The sequence below is a fragment of the Polaribacter gangjinensis genome, from assembly GCF_038024125.1.
Classification (GTDB): domain Bacteria; phylum Bacteroidota; class Bacteroidia; order Flavobacteriales; family Flavobacteriaceae; genus Polaribacter; species Polaribacter gangjinensis.
The window spans coordinates 1,338,140-1,355,879 of sequence record NZ_CP150662.1 but is presented as its reverse complement, the minus strand read 5'-3'; the positions used below and the strand labels follow the sequence as shown (position 1 = coordinate 1,355,879).

The following is a 17,740-nucleotide window of genomic DNA, read 5'->3' as shown; positions in this document are numbered from 1 at the left end:
TTTTATTTTATAGAATAATTACTTATTTCCATTGATTTCATTGGCTTTCTTTTCAATTTCTTGAAGTGTGCCTGAAATAGTTTGTGTTTCTGTAAATGTTTTTCCGTTTACAGTTTTCGTTGTAATAATAATTGCAGAAGCTAATTGATCATTTTGACTGTTTACAGTTACTTGAATTTCTTTTTTCACTTCTTCTTTAATAGTGGAAACTGGTTCAGTATGACCCCCTAAAATTGGCGCAATTACCAAACCAATCAAACAAGTTAATTTGATTAAAATGTTCATTGAAGGCCCAGAAGTATCTTTAAAAGGATCGCCAACAGTATCTCCAGTTACAGCAGCTTTATGTGCATCAGAACCTTTAAAAGTCATTACTCCATTAATTTCAACTCCCGCTTCAAAAGATTTTTTTGCATTATCCCAAGCACCACCAGCATTGTTTTGGAACACAGCCCAAAGTACACCAGAAACAGTAACTCCAGCCATATAACCACCTAACATTTCAGCAATTAATTGGTTGTTATCACCATAAACAAGTTTGCCTAAAATTACAATTGCAATTGGAAAACCAATGGTTAAAATACCAGGCAACATCATTTCACGTAAAGCTGCTTTTGTAGAAATTTCCACACATTTTCCGTATTCAGGTTTTCCAGTTCCTTCCATAATTCCAGGAATTTCTTTAAACTGACGACGAACTTCATATACCATATCCATTGCAGCTTTTCCAACAGAATTCATAGCTAAAGCTGAGAAAACTACAGGAATCATTCCACCTACAAATAACATTGCCAATACAGGAGCTTTAAAAATATTGATACCGTCAATACCTGTAAAAGTAACATAAGCAGCAAATAAAGCTAACGAAGTTAATGCAGCAGAAGCAATTGCAAAACCTTTTCCTGTTGCTGCTGTTGTATTTCCAACTGAATCTAAAATATCAGTTCTTGTACGAACTTCTTTTGGTAATTCGCTCATTTCTGCGATTCCACCAGCGTTATCAGAAATTGGTCCAAAAGCGTCAATGGCTAATTGCATTGCTGTTGTAGCCATCATTGCAGAAGCTGCTAAAGCCACACCATAAAAACCTGCAAAAGCATAAGAAGCCCAAATTGCAGCTGCGAATAGTAATACTGTTGGGAAAGTAGAAATCATACCAGTTGCTAAACCTGCAATTACGTTTGTTCCAGCTCCAGTTGATGATTTTTGAACAATTGCCAAAACTGGTTTTGTTCCTAATCCAGTGTAATATTCTGTTACTGATGAAATAACTCCACCAACAACCAATCCAACAATAGTTGCATAAAAAACACGCATTGAAGAAATTTCTTTTGCACCTTCTCCATAAAATTCCATAGTCATTACTTCTGGTAACATAAAATCTACCAAGAAATAACATGATACTAATGTTAAAATAATTGAAACCCAGTTACCAATATTTAATGCACCTTGCACTTGCTTTTCTTTTGCGTCATCAGATGAAATTTTTACCAACATAGTTCCAATAATCGAAAATAAAATTCCAAAACCTGCAATTGCCATTGGTAATAAAATAGGACCAATACCACCAAAAGCGTCATTGATACTTCCTCCCATATCTTTAATTACGTAATTTCCTAAAACCATTGCTGCTAAAACTGTAGCCACATACGAACCAAATAAATCTGCTCCCATACCAGCAACATCTCCCACATTATCACCCACGTTATCTGCAATTGTTGCAGGGTTTCTTGGATCATCCTCAGGAATTCCTGCTTCAACTTTTCCAACTAAATCTGCTCCAACATCAGCAGCTTTTGTATAAATTCCACCACCAACTCTTGCAAATAGTGCAATGGATTCAGCTCCTAATGAAAATCCTGCTAAAGTTTCTAAAACGATGGTCATTTGTTCAGTTGTTGTCCAAGCTCCACCCATAAAATAATGATAGAAGAAAATAAAGAATGCTGTTAAACCTAAAACTGCTAATCCAGCAACACCTAAACCCATTACTGTTCCACCACCAAAAGAAACTTTTAAAGCTTGAGGTAAACTTGTACGAGCTGCTTGTGTTGTTCTTACGTTTGTTTTGGTTGCGATTTTCATCCCCATATTTCCAGCTAATGCTGAGAAAATAGCCCCAAAAATAAAAGCTACTACAATTAAAATATGTGTAGTTGGAACGATAAATGAAATTCCTGCTAAAAGGATACTTGCACCAATTACAAAGAAAGTTAATAATCGGTATTCTGCTTTTAAGAATGCCAAGGCTCCTTCATAGATATAATCTGAAATTTCTTTCATTTTACCATCTCCAGCATCTTGTTTCAAAACCCAAGCTCTCTTGACATACATAAAAAGTAAGCCAATCACTGCCATTACAACTGGCACATAAATCATTAATTCCATAAGATATAGTTAAATTGATTAGTTAAAAATGGCGGTAAAAGTAATAAAATCATAATGAAATAAAAAACCTCAAAAAGGTTTAATTTTTTGAGGTTCTTATTTTTTAGAGTGATATTTTATTAAATCGAAAAATAATTGGTCTTTTTATATTCACTATTGTTATATCTCTCAACACAATCTTTATAGATTCTCTCAGCTTCTGATGCATCTCCCCAACCTCCAACAGCTACTTTTTTCTTTTCTAAATCTTTATATACTTGAAAAAAGTGTTCGATTTCTTTTAATCTATGAGGATTTAAGTCGAAAATATCTTTTCTCTTACTCCAAATTGGATCGGAAACAGGTACACAAATTATTTTTTCGTCTGGACCTTTTTCATCTGTCATGTGAAAAACTCCAATTGGTTTTACTTCCATAACACACATTGGAAAACTAGGTTCATGACCTAATACTAAAACATCTAATGGATCACCATCTAACGCTAAAGTCTCAGGGACAAAGCCATAATCTGCAGGATACATCATGGATGAAAATAGCATTCTATCAAATCGGATTTTATTCAATTTAAAATCATATTCGTATTTGTTTCTACTTCCTTTAGGAATTTCAATTAGCACATCAAAAGTTATATTCATTTTTTTATTTTTTGTCAACAAAAATAGGGAATTGTATGACTACAAATAGGAAATTTTAAACAGAATTACGCAAAGGTTTTCGAATTATAGCAAGAAAAAAGCCTTTCATTTTTTGAAAGGCTTTTTTAGTTTTTAGTTATTTTTTCAAATACAATACTTCTTTTACAGCTTTGATAACATCATTTGAATTTGGAATCCATTTTTCAAATAATGCTGATGAGTAAGGAGCAGGAGTATCAGCAGTGGTGATTCTTTTGATTGGCGCATCTAAAAAATCGAATGCTTCACTTTGTATTCTGTATGTAATTTCTGATGAAACACTGGCAAATGGCCAAGCTTCTTCTAAAATTACCAATCTATTTGTCTTTTTTACTGACTTTATAATGGCAGCATGATCCATAGGACGCACTGTTCTTAAGTCAATAATTTCTATAGAAATGTTTTCTTTCGCCAATTCATCTGCAGCTTTGTATGCTTCTTTGATAATTTTTCCAAAAGAAACTACAGTTACATCTGTTCCTTCTCTTTTGATATCTGCAACTCCAATCGGAATTAAATATTCACCTTCAGGAATTTCCATTTTATCACCATACATTTGTTCAGATTCCATGAAAATTACTGGATCATCATCACGAATTGCAGCTTTCAATAATCCTTTTGCATCATATGGATTTGATGGAACAATTACTTTTAAACCTGGCGTATTTGCAAACCAATTTTCAAACGCTTGTGAGTGTGTAGCGCCTAATTGACCTGCAGAAGCTGTTGGGCCTCTAAAAACAATAGGACAATTGAATTGGCCTCCAGACATTTGTCTAATTTTTGCTGCATTATTTATAATTTGATCAATTCCAACCAACGAAAAATTAAACGTCATGTATTCTACAATTGGTCTATTTCCATTCATGGCTGATCCAATAGCAACTCCAGCAAAACCAAGTTCTGCGATAGGTGTATCAATTACTCTTTTTGGACCAAATTCATCCAACATTCCTTTACTCGCTTTGTAAGCACCATTGTATTCAGCAACTTCTTCACCCATTAAATATACGCTCTCATCTCTGCGCATTTCTTCACTCATTGCTTCACAAATAGCTTCTCTAAATTGAACTGTTTTCATGTAAAATTAAATCTAGTATTGTTTTCAATTTTGCAAAAGTAAGCAATTAATTATCATTTTTTTTGAATCAAAATCAGAATCTACTCTTAAAAATTCATTTCAAAAGCGCAATCGTTTTCGAAAAATGTTAAAATCTTGAAAATTTATTATGCATGCATAGTATTTTTTAAAAAAAAGATGTAATTTCGTTGCGAATAAAAATGATAAATTAGAGAGATTATGAAAATTTTGGTTTGTATAAGTCATGTGCCAGACACCACTTCTAAGATTAATTTTACAGATAATGATACAAAATTTGATACAAATGGAGTGCAGTTTGTAATCAATCCTTATGATGAATTTTGTTTGACAAGAGCCATGTGGTTTAAAGAAAAACAAGGAGCTACTGTAACTGTTTTAAATGTTGGAAACGCAACTACTGAGCCAACTTTGCGAAAAGCATTGGCGATTGGAGCTGATGATGCAATTCGTGTGAATGCTGAACCAATTGATGGTTTGTCTGTAGCCAAAGAAATAGCTGCTGTTGTAAAAAATGGAAATTATGATTTGGTTTTAGCAGGAAGAGAATCTATTGATTATAATGGAGGAATGGTTCCTGGAATGATTGCTTCTCTCGTAAACTATAATTTCGTAAATGGTTGTGTGGGAGTTGAAATTGATGGAAATTCAGCAACTCTTGTAAGAGAAATTGATGGAGGAAATGAAACATTGAGTTCGTCTTTGCCAATGGTCATTGCAGGTCAAAAAGGAATTGTTGAAGAAAAAGATTTACGCATTCCAAATATGAGAGGAATCATGATGGCACGTCAAAAACCATTGCAAGTTGTTGAACCTGTGTCTACTGCAAATGCAACTGAAGTTCAATCATATCAAAAGCCAGCTCCAAAAGGTGCTGTAAAATTGGTAAGTGCAGACAATATTGATGAATTGATCAATTTATTGCATAACGAAGCAAAAGTGATTTAATTTTTTGTAAAAAAATAAAATCACTCCGAATTTATTTCGGAATCAAAAGAAAAATAATAATAATAATACCCTGAAACAAGTACAGGGTGAAAAAATAAAAAATATGTCAGTTTTAGTTTTTGCAGATGCCGCAAATGGCAAATTTAAAAAAAGTGCTTTTGAAGTAGTTTCTTACGGAAAAAAAGTAGCAGAACAATTGGGTACAAATTTAGTTGCACTTACTATCAACGTTTCTTCAAACGAAGAATTGTATAAATATGGTGCAGAAAAAGTAGTTTCGGTTTCAGAAAATAAGCTAGCTACTTTCAATGCAAAGGCATATGCATCTATCATAAAACAAGTTGCAGACGCTGAAAATGCAACAGTAATTGTGTTGGATTCAAGTATAGATACGTTATATCTTGCGCCTTTAGTTTCAGTTTCTTTGGATGCTGGTTACGCTTCAAATGTGGTTGCATTACCAAGTTCAACAGCGCCTTTTACCATCAAAAGAAAGGTTTTTTCAAATAAAGGATTTGCAAATACTGTGATTTCAACAGATAAAAAAATTATTGGAGTTGCAAAAAATTCATTTGGGATTCATGAAAATCCTGTTTCAGGAACTGTTCAAAATATGGAAGTTTCTCTATCAGATGGAGATTTCACAGTAAAATCAGAAAAAGTAGAAAAAGTTTCAGGAAAAGTGACCATTGCTGATGCTGATGTGGTGGTTTCTGCAGGAAGAGGTTTGAAAGGTCCAGAAAATTGGGGAATGATTGAAGAATTGGCCAATGTTTTAGGAGCAGCAACTGCTTGCTCTAAACCAGTTTCAGATTTAGGTTGGCGTCCTCATGGCGAACATGTTGGGCAAACAGGAAAACCTGTTGCATCTAATTTGTATATTGCTATTGGAATTTCGGGAGCTATTCAGCATTTAGCAGGAGTCAATGCATCAAAAGTAAAAGTTGTTATCAATACTGATCCAGAAGCCCCGTTTTTTAAAGCTGCTGATTACGGAATTGTTGGTGACGCTTTTCAAGTTGTACCTGAATTAATTACAAAATTAAAAGCATTCAAAGAAGCCTAGTCATTTCTTTTTGAGTGTTTTACCTTTAAAAACCCATTAGTTTAAATGCTTTTGGGTTTTTCTATTTATAAAAACAACTAAAATTAATTTATAGACTACATATTTTTAGTAAATTGTGCCACAATTCTACAAAACAATTTTCTAGTTTTAAATAAGGTGTTTTTTAGTTTTTTGTTGAGATATTTATGAGTTTAATACAACTAACAATCAAAGGAATTTCATACAGTCAAACACAAACTGGTGCTTATGCATTGGTTTTGAGTGAAATAGAGGGTACTAGAACTTTGCCAATAATAATAGGTGCTTTTGAGGCGCAATCTATTGCAATTGCTTTAGAAACTGAAATAAGACCTCCAAGACCATTAACTCATGATTTATTTAAAACATTTTCTGATACTTTTGGCATCAAAATCAAAGAAGTAATCATTCATAAATTGGTTGATGGTGTTTTCTTTTCTAGCATGATTTGTGAAAAAGATGGAAAAGAAGAACAAATTGATGCTAGAACTTCGGATGCAATTGCGATCGCTGTTCGTTTTGATGCGCCAATTTATACCTATGAAAATATTTTAGACAAAGCAGGAGTGTATCTAAAAATTGAAGAAGAAATGGCGCTTGAAGGAAAAAAGGAAGTTGAAAAAATTCCTGCTGATTTGAGCGAAACAAAAGATAAATCGAGTTTTTCAAAATTTACTTTATCACAATTGCAAGACCAACTAAACCAAGCTGTTGTTAATGAAAATTATGAATTAGCTGCAAAAATAAGAGACGAAATAAGCAAACGCACCTAAAATTTTAAAATATGAAAAATAGCATTATAGCGCTTTTTTGCTTTTTTACTTCAATTACTTTTGCTCAACAATTAGAAAAAAATTGGAAATTTTCATCTGTTAAAAATCAATCAGAATCAGTTTCAATTGCTATTGATTCTTCTGATATTTTATCGCTAATTGATGGGAAATTTACTTTTCAACTAAAAGAAAAAACGAGCTCTGCAAATACAGGAAATTTCATCCGTCAAAATAATTTATTGATTTTTCATTTCAAAAATCCAAAAGACACAGTTCGTTATTTTAACATCGTTTCTTTAGATGAATCATCCTTAGTTTTAAATGAAAATGATATTGTTTATAAATTAGTTTCTTCTGAAATTTTACAAAAAAACAGTGTTGATGAAGCTAAAAATACCCAAATTGATGCTTCCAATTCTATAAAACCAAGTCAAGGTTTTTCTATTGAAAGTTTTTGGCGAGGTGTTTTAGGAATGGTAGTATTGATTATAATTTCCTTTTTATTTAGCAGCAACAAAAAAGCGATTGACTGGAAAAAAGTAGGAATTGGAATTTCCTTGCAATTAATCATTGCAATTGGAGTGTTGAAAGTACCTTTTATCCAACATATTTTTGAATTTGTTGGTGGAATTTTCATTTCTATTTTAGAGTATACCAAAGCTGGAAGTGAATTTTTATTTGCAGGAATGGTGGGTGATATGACTACTTTCGGATACATTTTTGCATTTCAAGTATTACCAACAATTATCTTTTTCTCGGCATTAACATCCTTGCTATTTTACCTTGGAATTATCCAAAAAGTAGTAAAATGGTTGGCAATTGCTTTGTCCAAATTTCTTGGAATATCAGGAATGGAAAGTTTATCAGTTGCAGGAAACATTTTTTTAGGACAAACAGAAGCACCTTTATTAATCAAAGCATATTTGGAGAAAATGAACAAATCCGAAATGTTGTTGGTAATGATTGGAGGAATGGCAACTGTTGCAGGGGCTGTTTTAGCAGCATACATTGGTTTTTTAGGTGGAGGTGACAAAGCGTTGGAATTGGTTTTTGCCAAACATTTATTAGCAGCATCAGTAATGGCAGCACCTGGCGCAATTGTAATTTCTAAAATTCTATATCCTCAAACTGAAAAAGTAAATACAGATGTAAGTGTTTCACAAGAAAAAATTGGCTCTAATATTTTAGATGCGATTGCAAACGGAACTACTGAAGGCTTGCGTTTGGCGGTAAATGTAGGAGCAATGTTGTTGGTTTTTGTAGCAATCATTGCAATGTTAAATGGTATTTTGGGTTGGATAGGAGACATCACTTCTTTAAATGATTGGATGGCAAAAAACACTGCTTATACATCCTTTTCAATTGAAGCAATTTTAGGTTATTTATTTGCGCCTTTAATGTGGTTGATTGGTGTTGCCAAAGAAGATATGGCTTTAATGGGTCAATTATTAGGAATAAAATTAGCAGCAAGTGAGTTTATTGCATATATTCAATTAGCTGATTTAAAGAATATTACAAGCGTTATTCACTTAAATTACGACAAATCAATCATTATGGCAACTTACATGTTATGTGGTTTTGCCAATTTTGCATCTATCGGAATTCAAATTGGTGGCATTGGTTCATTAGCACCAAAACAACGAAAAACCTTGTCAGAATTTGGAATGAAAGCATTGATTGGAGGTACCATTGCATCCTTAATGTCTGCTGCCATTGCAGGTATGATTATTGGTTAATTTAATAATGATAAAAGTCTAAAGTCAAAAGTTGAAAGTTTAGGAAATGAGGAATTTTAGAAAACTAGATATATGGAATGAAGCTAGGTTTTTAGCTAAAGAAGTTTATTTAGTTTCATCAAAATTACCATCTTCTGAGCAATTTGGATTGATCTCTCAAATAAATAGGTGTGTAATTTCTATTCCTGCAAATATAGCTGAAGGTTCAGCAAAGGATTCTCAAAAGGACTTTATTAGGTTTTTGCAAATTAGTTTGGGTTCTGCATTTGAACTAGAATCTCATTTAATTTTATGTATTGAATTAAATTTTTTTAATGAGAATGATTTAAATTTAACAATTGATAAAGTTCAAGTTTTGCAAAAACGAATCTCAGCATTAATAAAATATAATCAAAATTCAACTTTAACCTTATAACTAAAATCTTTCACCTAGAAAATGAAACAATACCATGACTTAGTAAAACACGTTTTAGAAAACGGAAATGAAAAAGGAGATAGAACAGGAACTGGAACAAAAAGTGTTTTTGGTTATCAAATGCGTTTTGATTTGAGTGAAGGTTTTCCTATGGTAACCACAAAAAAACTACACTTAAAATCAATTGTATATGAATTATTGTGGTTTATAAAAGGAGATACCAATATCAAATATTTACAAGAAAATGGCGTCAGAATTTGGAATGAATGGGCAGATGAAAATGGTGATTTAGGGCCAGTATATGGACATCAATGGCGCAACTGGAATAGTGATGAAATTGATCAGCTAAAAGAAGTAATTGAAACATTGAAAAAAAATCCGAATTCAAGAAGAATGTTGGTTTCTGCTTGGAATCCATCAGTTTTGCCTGATACATCCAAATCTTTTTCAGAAAATGTTGCCAATGGAAAAGCAGCTTTGCCTCCTTGTCATGCATTTTTTCAGTTTTATGTAGCAGATGGTAAATTGTCTTGTCAACTATACCAAAGAAGTGCTGATATTTTTCTAGGAGTTCCTTTCAATATTGCATCATATGCACTTTTTACTATGATGATTGCACAAGTTTGTGGTTATCAAGCAGGTGAATTCATCCATACTTTTGGAGATGCCCATATTTATAACAATCACATTGAACAATTAGAATTGCAATTGTCTAGAGACATTAGACCTTTGCCAACCATGAAAATAAATCCAGCAATAAAAAATATTGAAGATTTTACTTTCAAAGATTTTGAATTGATTAACTACAATCCACATCCTCACATCAAAGGAATCGTTGCTGTTTAGAATAAAAACAAAAAGAGCTTTCAAACTATTTGAAAGCTCTTTGTAATTTTTACAAACTCAATACGCTGTTTTCTGCTCCAGCAAAATCGCTCCAAGCATATCCATCAGCTTCTTCATCATTTACATAGTTTCCATCAACTAAGTATCTAAATTCATATGAAGTTCCTGATTCTAAATCAATTGTGCCTTTAAATGTACCATTTTTCAATTTACTCAAAGGAGTTGCACTTTCATCCCAACCATTAAAACTTCCTACAACTGCAACATTTTCAGCTTCTTCAGGTTGTATAGAAAAAGTTACTTTACAAACTGGTTTACTTTTTAAAAATTGTTTTTTAATTGCCATAATTTTGTATTTAAATTATGTGGTAAAAGTAGATAACAACTTTTTGATGACAAACTTTAATGCTTTCTAATTGATTCGATTTGCGAGTTCAACAAAATCTTTGCTAAAAAATACAAGTATTCAAAAAATATCAATAAGTAAATTATGGGATTTTTAATTTTTTGAAGATTATTTTTATCCTGATTTTCAGTACTTTTGCTCCTAAATCGGTTTCGTAAAGGGGTATTTTTTTGTCAAAAATGAAGAAAAACGTCAAATTTCATCACTTTTACATTATTTTTGAAATATGAATAGAACTTTTTTTGTTTTTTTTTTAGTGTTCACCAATGTTGTTTTTTCACAAGAACAAATAAAATCATTTAATTTATCGGAACTTGATGAGTTACCCATTTTTCATCAATTCGAAATTCCCAAGAGTCAAAAAAATAACATTCTATTATTTCAAGCAAAATTGCAACAGTTTTTTATCACTAATATTGATTCAAAATCGTTGATTTATTTTAATGAACAACCTTCTTATGCATTGCATCTAAAAACTACTTTTGATGGAAGTATAAAAATCAATAATTTATCAGAATTTACAAATATTCAAAAAGAAGCTTTAGAAAAAGTACTTGAAAAATTGAACATCAAAAAAGGGGCTCAAAAAAATGGACAAGTCGTTTCAGTTGAATTTTCAATACCATTACAAATTAAGTTTACTGAGATTAAAACCATCAAATAACCCATGATTACACTCATTGCAGCCATTGCCAAAAACAATGCTTTAGGTAAAAATAATGATTTGATTTGGCATTTACCTGCTGATTTAAAGCGTTTTAGACAACTTACAACAGGGCATCATATGATTATGGGAAGAAAAACGTACGAATCTATTGGAAAACCTTTGCCCAATAGAACCACGATTATTGTGAGTAGAAATCCTGAATATTTTCAAGAAGGTTGTTTGATGGCTTCAAGTTTAGAGGATGCTATTCAAATCTCTAAAAATGAAGAGGTTATTTGTATTGTTGGTGGAGAGCAAATTTATAGACAAGCGTTAGAAAATGATTTAGTTGATGCTTTAGACATTACTTTAGTGCATCATGAATTTGATGCGGATGCTTTTTTTCCTGAAATTGACACAAAAATTTGGGAAGAAATTTCAAGAGAAGATTTTAAAGCTGATGAAAAAAACAAGTTTGATTACAGTTTTATAAAATACCAAAAAAGAGCTAATTAATTCGGATATTGTTAAATCCTCCACCTAAATTCATTCGATATTTTTGTTGTGCAAATAAAAAATAATTGAATAATTTATAATTTACCTCATAACCATAATCTATATTTGGTTGATAATCAATGGTGTTTTCGTAAATATTAGGATTGTACTGCAAAGGATTTTGTGCTCTCAAATTCCAAGTTGTTACCCAAGCAATATTACGAGCTTCCATATAATTTTGAGTGTAATAACCAACAGGTTGTGCAACTGCATTTAAAAAATAGTTAAATCCAGGATCTATAATGATAATTTCATACTCTAAACTATCATTGGCAATCACAACAGGTTCCTCATTTTCAATGTTTTTTTTTGATATTGGCACAGAACTACAAGCCCATAAAACAAGTGTAATTAGCGATAGAAAAATAAGTGATTTTAGAATTTTCATTATTCAAAGAATTTCACATTGGTAAATTTGCAAAAAATATTTCAGATTTGATAGGTTTTCAATTCTTTTAACAGTATTTTTAAAACGTAAAAAAATAGATAATGCTTAAAAATTTCTTGCTCATTTGCCTCTTTTTTCTGTGTTTTTCTTGTCAACAAAACACTGAAAATCAAAAACATTATGATATTTTATCTGAAAAAGAAAGAGCCATTTTAAAAGACGAACTTTTAGAAGATCGCTTGTCAAATTTATTACCAATCTTAATGGATGATACAGATATTGACATGTGGTTGTTAATTTCAAGAGAATACAATGAAGACCCCGTTTTAAAAACATTGTTACCTGCAACTTGGTTAAATGCACGCAGAAGAACCATTATTGTTTTTTATCGAAATAAAGAAAAAAATACCCTTGAAAGATTGGCTGTTGCCAGATATGATATTGGGAAAAGCATACAATCTGCTTGGAATAAAGAGCAACAACCCAATCAATGGGAAGCTTTAACAGCCATTATCAAAGAGAAAAATCCAAATAAAATAGGACTGAATTTTTCAAAACATTTTGCCTTGGCAGATGGTTTGGTAAAAACTGATTATGAAGAATTTTTGGAGAATTTACCTGTAGAATTTCACTCAAAAATTGTTTCCGCAGAAAATTTAGCCATAGCTTGGTTAGAAACCAGAACAGCAAAAGAAATGGCTTTATACAAAAATTTGGTAAAAATTACACATGATATTATTGATGAAGCTTTTTCTGAAAAGGTTATAAAACCAGGCATTACAACCACAGAAGATGTTGTTTGGTTTATGCGTCAAAAAGTTACAGATTTAGGTTTAGAAACTTGGTTTCATCCAACAATTGATGTACAAAGAAATAACGAAGCTTTAAAATCGCATATTGAATCTTTTTCAAAACAAAAAGCCGAAGAAATCATTCAAGAAGGTGATTTGCTGCATTGTGATTTTGGCATCACTTATATTGGTTTAAATACTGATTGTCAGCAACATGCTTATGTTTTAAAAAAGGATGAAAACGAAGTTCCAGCGTTTTTGAAAGCTGCTTTTGAGGATGGAAATCGTGTGCAAGATATCTTAACATCAAACATGAAAATTGGAAAAACTGGGAATGAAATCTTAGCAACTTCTTTAGCTCAAGGAAAAAAAGAAGGTTTAAGACCATCAATTTACACACATCCTTTAGGAACTTTTGGGCATAGTGCAGGAACCACAATTGGTATGTGGGATTCTCAAAATGGTGTACCTTTTAATGGAGAATATCCTTTGCACAAAAATACAGTCTATGCCATTGAATTGAATACCACTGTTGCTATTAAAGAATGGAAAAAAGATATTAGAATTATGCTGGAGGAAGCTGGTTTTTTCGGTAATAACTCATTTGAATATGTCAATGAAAGACAAACTAAAATCAAACCAATTAAAACAAATTAGCAATGAAAAATCGATGTTTTTGGGTAACAGATAGCAAATTGTATCAAGAATATCATGATTCAGAATGGGGAGAACCTGTGTATGATGATGCAGTTTTATTCGAATTTTTATTACTAGAAACTTTTCAAGCAGGGTTGAATTGGTTGACAATTTTGAACAAAAGAGAGAATTTTAGAAAGGCATTTGACAATTTTGATTATCAAAAAATTGCTAATTATTCTGATAAAAAGCAGCAAGAATTATTACAAAATGAAGGTATTATCAGAAACCGTTTAAAAATACAAAGTGCCATAACAAATGCGCAATTATTTATGGAAATTCAGAAAGAATTTGGGTCGTTTTCTAATTTTATTTGGCGTTTTGTAGATGGAAAACCAATTGTGAATTGTTTTCATCAACGAAATGAAGTTCCTGCAACTACCGAAATTTCGGATGCAATTTCCAAAACTTTAAAAAAGCGAGGCTTTAAATTTGTAGGTTCTACAGTTATGTATGCGTTTATGCAAGCAGTTGGCATGGTCAATGATCACACATCATCCTGTTTTAAATTTCATCATTCATGCTTGTAAGCATCAATTTTTAAAATACTGGCTTATTTTTATATACAGCCTTAGAAATTATCTGTTTTAAAAGAACTAAAAAATTAAAAAAAAATGAGAATTTGGAATTAATTTCCTAATAGTATTCTCAACGCAACAAAAATGGCAATGATAATTCCGCCATAAATAGCTACTTTTTTTCCTGCATTTTTATAATATCGTTCATGATTTTTGGTGTCTTTTTTGTAACTCCAAACTAATACTGCTGAAAAAGCAATTACAAAAAAAATGATAAAAATGATTCTTCCAGTTGAAAAAAAAGCGTTTAAAAACATCATATAGTTTTTGATTTTTTATGCAATATTCTCAAAATTTACTTCAAAAGTTTTGCTATATTGTCAGTTGCAAAATTACATATTTATTCACAAAAAATATACAATAAGTGAATGTTAAAATCTAATAAAAACAATACAAATGAAAGATAAAATTAATGCAGTTCATCAATTTCATACAGCTTTTAAATTGGGTATCAAAAATAAACCCACAGCAGATATTGGCGAAGAACGAAATTTATTACGCTATAAATTGATGCGTGAAGAAAATGAAGAATATCTAGAAGCTGCCAATAATAATGATTTGGTTGAGGTTGCAGATGCTTTGGGTGATATGTTGTACATTCTTTGTGGTACTATTATCGAGCATGGAATGCAAGATAAGATTGACGAAGTTTTCAATGAAATTCAACGAAGTAACATGAGTAAATTGGGCGAAGATGGCAAACCCATTTACAGAGAAGATGGGAAGGTTTTAAAAGGACCAAATTATTTTAAACCTAATATTGAGGAGATTTTGAAAAAATAAAAATCACTGATCAATTACAAAAATCTTATTGGTAATCTTCCACTTTTCCTCAATTTTTTGAATTGATAAAATATCAATATAAGTGATTTTCTCTACTTTCATACTGATTTTTGCACTTGCCATTTGTGTATTTACATTGTCAATATTTAGAATTGTTAACTTACATTTTTTTATTATTTCTTCAGTCAATTTTTCTCTTGAGCTCCATTTTTGAATCAAATGTTTGAAGAAGTTATTTTGATAACCTATGATTTTTTCATCCTTCAAAATGGGTACTTTCATGGTGCCATTTTCAGTATCAAATGCTTTTTCTAAAAGAGAATAATCTCTTAGTATATAACCATTATAATAGTTTTCAATAGTGGTAATGATGTTTTGTAAATCATCATCTTTTTCTTGTGAAATCAAAGAAAACGAAGCAAACAAAAAACAACAAATAAAGATTTTTCTTAAAAGTATTTTCATGAAATTTATTTTTCCTTAAAAGATTCCAATTCTAATTTCCCTGTTTTCAACCCTTTTCCAGAAACTTTCAATGCTATTTTTCCTGCTTCTTTGGTCGTTTTTACTAGTACAACCAATTTTCCACTAAATAGTTTCATAGTTGGTAAATGAAAAAGTTCTAAAGAGGTTGCATCTCCATTGCAAGCAGCTCTGTAAGTTCCTTTTCCTGAAACTTCAAACTGTAATTGATTGGTGGCTGTTGGACAAAAAACTCCGTTTCTATCAACTACAGAAACTGTAACAAAACTTATATCATCACCATCAGCAGTGAGTTTTGTTCTGTCAGCTTCTAAAATAATTTGATGTGGTTTTTCGGCAGTTTTGATTTCTTTTTCAGCAGTTGGTTTTCCGTTTTTGTCAAATGCAATTACTTTCAACGTTCCAGGTTCATAAACAACATCATTCCAGATCAAGCGATAACGTACTTGTGGATTTCCATTTTTGATTTTTTTCTGAATTCCTTGACTTTTTCCGTTCACAAATAATTCAGCACTTTCATAATTTGTATAGACAAAAACAGGCGTTTTTTCGCCTTCACGTCCTTTCCAATTCCAATGTGGTAAAATATGTAAAGTTTCATCTTTGGTGTTCCATCTGCTTCTGTATAAATAATAACGATCTTTAGGAATTCCTGCTAAATCAATCATCCCAAAATACGAACTTCTTGATGGCCATTTTTCGTCATAAGGTGTTGGTTCGCCCAAATAATCAAAACCTGTCCAAACGAATTCGCCAATAACCCAAGGTTTATCATCTTGCAAAATGAAATCATCTTCAGGCAAATTAGACCAACTACAATATTCCAAATCATAAGATGAAGATTGAAAATCATCATATTGTTTCATAGACCCTTTTTCAACTGGGAATTTATAAACACCTCGTGAACTTACTGTGGATGCTGTTTCTGAACCTAAAATAAATCCTTGAGGAAATTTTTCGAAAGCCTCTTCATACAAATGAACGCGATAATTCAATCCAGGAATGTCCATAATTGCTCCAAAACCAGATTCCATTACTGCTTTTACTTGATCCATTCCAACAGTTACAGGACGAGTTGGATCTTCTCTGTGAAAAATATCTTGCAACCATTTGGCACGTTTTACACCTTCAGTTCCCCATTGATCAGGCACTTCATTTCCTGAACTCCACATGACAATGGAAGGATGATTTCTTGTAGCACGAACTAAATTTACAATGTCTTTTTCTGCATAATCATCAAAAAAACGATTGTATCCATTTTCGACTTTTGGTTTTTTCCATTCGTCAAAAGACTCAGCTAAAAATAAAAATCCGAGTTCATCAGCCAATTCCAATTGTTCAAAAGAAGGCATATTATGCGAACTTCTGATGGCATTTACGCCCATATCTTTCAAAAGTAACATTTGTCTTTTCAAAGCAGCTTTGTTGATAGCAGTTCCTAAAGGACCCAAATCGTGATGCAAACAAACGCCTTTGAATTTGGTGATCTTGTTATTCAATACAAATCCTTTTTCACGATTGTATTCAATTTTTCGGATGCCAAAACGAGTTGTAGTTTCATCAGAAAGTTGATTATTTATAAAATATTGAGTTTTTGCAGTATATAAATAAGGTTGCTCAGGACTCCATAATTTCGGATTTTTTAGCGGAATATTTTGTTCAAATTCATTACCGAATAAATTTTTGGATTCTTGTGAAGTGATTTCAATTCCTGCTGCATCATAAATAGTTGTTTTTACAAAACCACGATTCGAATTTATACTAGTTTTGATATTGATTTTGGCAAGAGAATCTGTCACAAAAGGCGTTATAATAAAAGTGCCCCATTGCGAAATATGTTCTTGATTTTTGATAATCAAACGCACATTTCTATACAAACCAGCTCCAGGATACCAACGTGAAGCAAACTCTTTGTTGGTTAGTTTTACTGCTAAAGTATTGTTTCCCTTTAAAATAGCTTTTGAAATATCAAAGTAAAAATAGCTGTAACCATATTTCCATTCGCCCACTTTTTTTCCATTCAAAAAAACCTCTGGTTCGCTCATGGCTCCTTCAAAAAGTAGGGTGAAATTTTTGGATAAATCATTCTCAGAAATATCAAATTTTGTGCGATACCATGCTTCTCCAATATGAGGTAATGAGCCTGTTCTTCCAGTTTTTTCAGTTGGAATTTCCTCCCCATTTTGAATAATCGCTACATTCTGTTTGTCAATTTCTTTATCAAAAGGACCATAAATTGCCCAATCATGAGGCACTGAAACATTTTGCCATTTTGAGTCATCAAAAGAAATGGATGTAGCATTTTTTTGGTTGCCTTTTTGAAATTTCCATCCATCATTAAAAGTGATGATTTTTCGGTTTTGAGAGTTGATTGTATGTGAAAAAAAGAGCACGATAAAGAGTGCAAAAAAATGTTTCTGATAAAATAGTTTCATGCTTTAAAAAATCGAA

General features: G+C 31.7%; 19 protein-coding genes. 11 read left to right on the top strand and 8 right to left on the bottom strand.

Features of this window, described 5'->3' with window-relative positions:
* Positions 1 to 18: 18 nt before the first annotated feature.
* The 3 genes from WHA43_RS06090 to WHA43_RS06080 all read right to left on the bottom strand — a co-directional run bounded on the left by WHA43_RS06090 (position 19) and on the right by WHA43_RS06080 (position 4,143).
* Positions 19 to 2,388: a sodium-translocating pyrophosphatase gene (locus WHA43_RS06090; protein ID WP_226742839.1), complete on the bottom strand. Its 2,370-nt coding sequence runs from the start codon at positions 2,386 to 2,388 to the stop codon at positions 19 to 21.
* Between the two features lie 119 nt (positions 2,389 to 2,507).
* Positions 2,508 to 3,023 carry an inorganic diphosphatase gene (locus tag WHA43_RS06085; RefSeq protein WP_105047306.1) on the bottom strand — a complete coding sequence of 172 codons (516 nt, stop codon included), beginning with the start codon at positions 3,021 to 3,023 and terminating at the stop codon, positions 2,508 to 2,510.
* Positions 3,024 to 3,159: 136 nt separating this feature from the next.
* Entirely contained in the window at positions 3,160 to 4,143 is a 984-nt protein-coding gene (locus WHA43_RS06080; protein WP_105046212.1) for a pyruvate dehydrogenase complex E1 component subunit beta, read from the bottom strand.
* A 219-nt stretch (positions 4,144 to 4,362) separates the two neighbouring features.
* Here WHA43_RS06080 and WHA43_RS06075 point away from each other — a divergent pair, with 219 nt between their 5' ends.
* The 6 genes from WHA43_RS06075 (at position 4,363) to WHA43_RS06050 (ending at position 9,963) form a co-directional block, all read left to right on the top strand.
* Entirely contained in the window at positions 4,363 to 5,109 is a 747-nt protein-coding gene (locus WHA43_RS06075) for an electron transfer flavoprotein subunit beta/FixA family protein (RefSeq protein WP_105046211.1), read from the top strand.
* Between the two features lie 103 nt (positions 5,110 to 5,212).
* Positions 5,213 to 6,175, top strand: coding sequence for an electron transfer flavoprotein subunit alpha/FixB family protein (locus tag WHA43_RS06070; RefSeq protein WP_105046210.1), 963 nt, complete (start codon positions 5,213 to 5,215; stop codon positions 6,173 to 6,175).
* A 185-nt stretch (positions 6,176 to 6,360) separates the two neighbouring features.
* On the top strand, positions 6,361 to 6,966 hold the full coding sequence (locus tag WHA43_RS06065; RefSeq protein ID WP_105046209.1) for a bifunctional nuclease family protein: 606 nt from the start codon (positions 6,361 to 6,363) through the stop codon (positions 6,964 to 6,966).
* 11 nt (positions 6,967 to 6,977) lie between these two features.
* Positions 6,978 to 8,702 carry a NupC/NupG family nucleoside CNT transporter gene (locus WHA43_RS06060; protein ID WP_105046208.1) on the top strand — a complete coding sequence of 575 codons (1,725 nt, stop codon included), beginning with the start codon at positions 6,978 to 6,980 and terminating at the stop codon, positions 8,700 to 8,702.
* A 46-nt stretch (positions 8,703 to 8,748) separates the two neighbouring features.
* Positions 8,749 to 9,117, top strand: coding sequence for a four helix bundle protein (locus tag WHA43_RS06055; protein WP_105046207.1), 369 nt, complete (start codon positions 8,749 to 8,751; stop codon positions 9,115 to 9,117).
* A gap of 21 nt (positions 9,118 to 9,138) precedes the next feature.
* A complete protein-coding gene (locus WHA43_RS06050; RefSeq protein ID WP_105046206.1) occupies positions 9,139 to 9,963 on the top strand; it encodes a thymidylate synthase in 825 nt (274 codons plus the stop codon).
* Between the two features lie 49 nt (positions 9,964 to 10,012).
* On the opposite strand, the gene WHA43_RS06045 is transcribed toward WHA43_RS06050, so the two are convergent.
* Positions 10,013 to 10,309, bottom strand: a complete 297-nt coding sequence (locus tag WHA43_RS06045; protein ID WP_105046205.1) for an isoamylase early set domain-containing protein — start codon at positions 10,307 to 10,309, stop codon at positions 10,013 to 10,015.
* Between the two features lie 286 nt (positions 10,310 to 10,595).
* On the opposite strand from WHA43_RS06045, the gene WHA43_RS06040 reads away from it, so the two are divergent.
* Both WHA43_RS06040 and WHA43_RS06035 read left to right on the top strand, forming a co-directional pair.
* Positions 10,596 to 11,033, top strand: a complete 438-nt coding sequence (locus WHA43_RS06040) for a hypothetical protein (protein WP_105046204.1) — start codon at positions 10,596 to 10,598, stop codon at positions 11,031 to 11,033.
* 3 nt (positions 11,034 to 11,036) lie between these two features.
* Entirely contained in the window at positions 11,037 to 11,531 is a 495-nt protein-coding gene (locus WHA43_RS06035) for a dihydrofolate reductase (RefSeq protein ID WP_105046203.1), read from the top strand.
* Here WHA43_RS06035 and WHA43_RS06030 read toward each other — a convergent pair.
* The gene (locus WHA43_RS06030) at positions 11,524 to 11,958 is read right to left on the bottom strand and encodes a DUF6146 family protein (protein ID WP_105046202.1); all 435 of its coding nucleotides are present in this window, start codon (positions 11,956 to 11,958) and stop codon (positions 11,524 to 11,526) included. The genes WHA43_RS06035 and WHA43_RS06030 overlap by 8 nt on opposite strands.
* Before the next feature lie 101 nt (positions 11,959 to 12,059).
* Between WHA43_RS06030 and WHA43_RS06025 the strand changes: the two genes are divergently transcribed.
* On the top strand, positions 12,060 to 13,406 hold the full coding sequence (locus tag WHA43_RS06025) for a M24 family metallopeptidase (RefSeq protein WP_105046201.1): 1,347 nt from the start codon (positions 12,060 to 12,062) through the stop codon (positions 13,404 to 13,406).
* Between the two features lie 2 nt (positions 13,407 to 13,408).
* Positions 13,409 to 13,975: a DNA-3-methyladenine glycosylase I gene (locus WHA43_RS06020; protein WP_105046200.1), complete on the top strand. Its 567-nt coding sequence runs from the start codon at positions 13,409 to 13,411 to the stop codon at positions 13,973 to 13,975.
* A 98-nt stretch (positions 13,976 to 14,073) separates the two neighbouring features.
* On the opposite strand, the gene WHA43_RS06015 is transcribed toward WHA43_RS06020, so the two are convergent.
* A complete protein-coding gene (locus WHA43_RS06015) occupies positions 14,074 to 14,283 on the bottom strand; it encodes a hypothetical protein (protein WP_226742840.1) in 210 nt (69 codons plus the stop codon).
* Positions 14,284 to 14,419: 136 nt separating this feature from the next.
* Between WHA43_RS06015 and WHA43_RS06010 the strand changes: the two genes are divergently transcribed.
* Complete coding sequence (locus WHA43_RS06010) at positions 14,420 to 14,806, top strand: nucleoside triphosphate pyrophosphohydrolase family protein (protein WP_105046198.1); 387 nt, start codon at positions 14,420 to 14,422, stop codon at positions 14,804 to 14,806.
* 3 nt (positions 14,807 to 14,809) lie between these two features.
* Here the strand turns inward: WHA43_RS06010 and WHA43_RS06005 are convergent, their stop codons facing one another.
* Together WHA43_RS06005 and WHA43_RS06000 are read right to left on the bottom strand one after the other, a co-directional pair.
* Entirely contained in the window at positions 14,810 to 15,271 is a 462-nt protein-coding gene (locus WHA43_RS06005) for a nuclear transport factor 2 family protein (RefSeq protein WP_105046197.1), read from the bottom strand.
* 5 nt (positions 15,272 to 15,276) lie between these two features.
* The gene (locus tag WHA43_RS06000) at positions 15,277 to 17,724 is read right to left on the bottom strand and encodes a DUF4982 domain-containing protein (RefSeq protein ID WP_105046196.1); all 2,448 of its coding nucleotides are present in this window, start codon (positions 17,722 to 17,724) and stop codon (positions 15,277 to 15,279) included.
* Between the last annotated feature and the right edge of the window lie 16 nt (positions 17,725 to 17,740).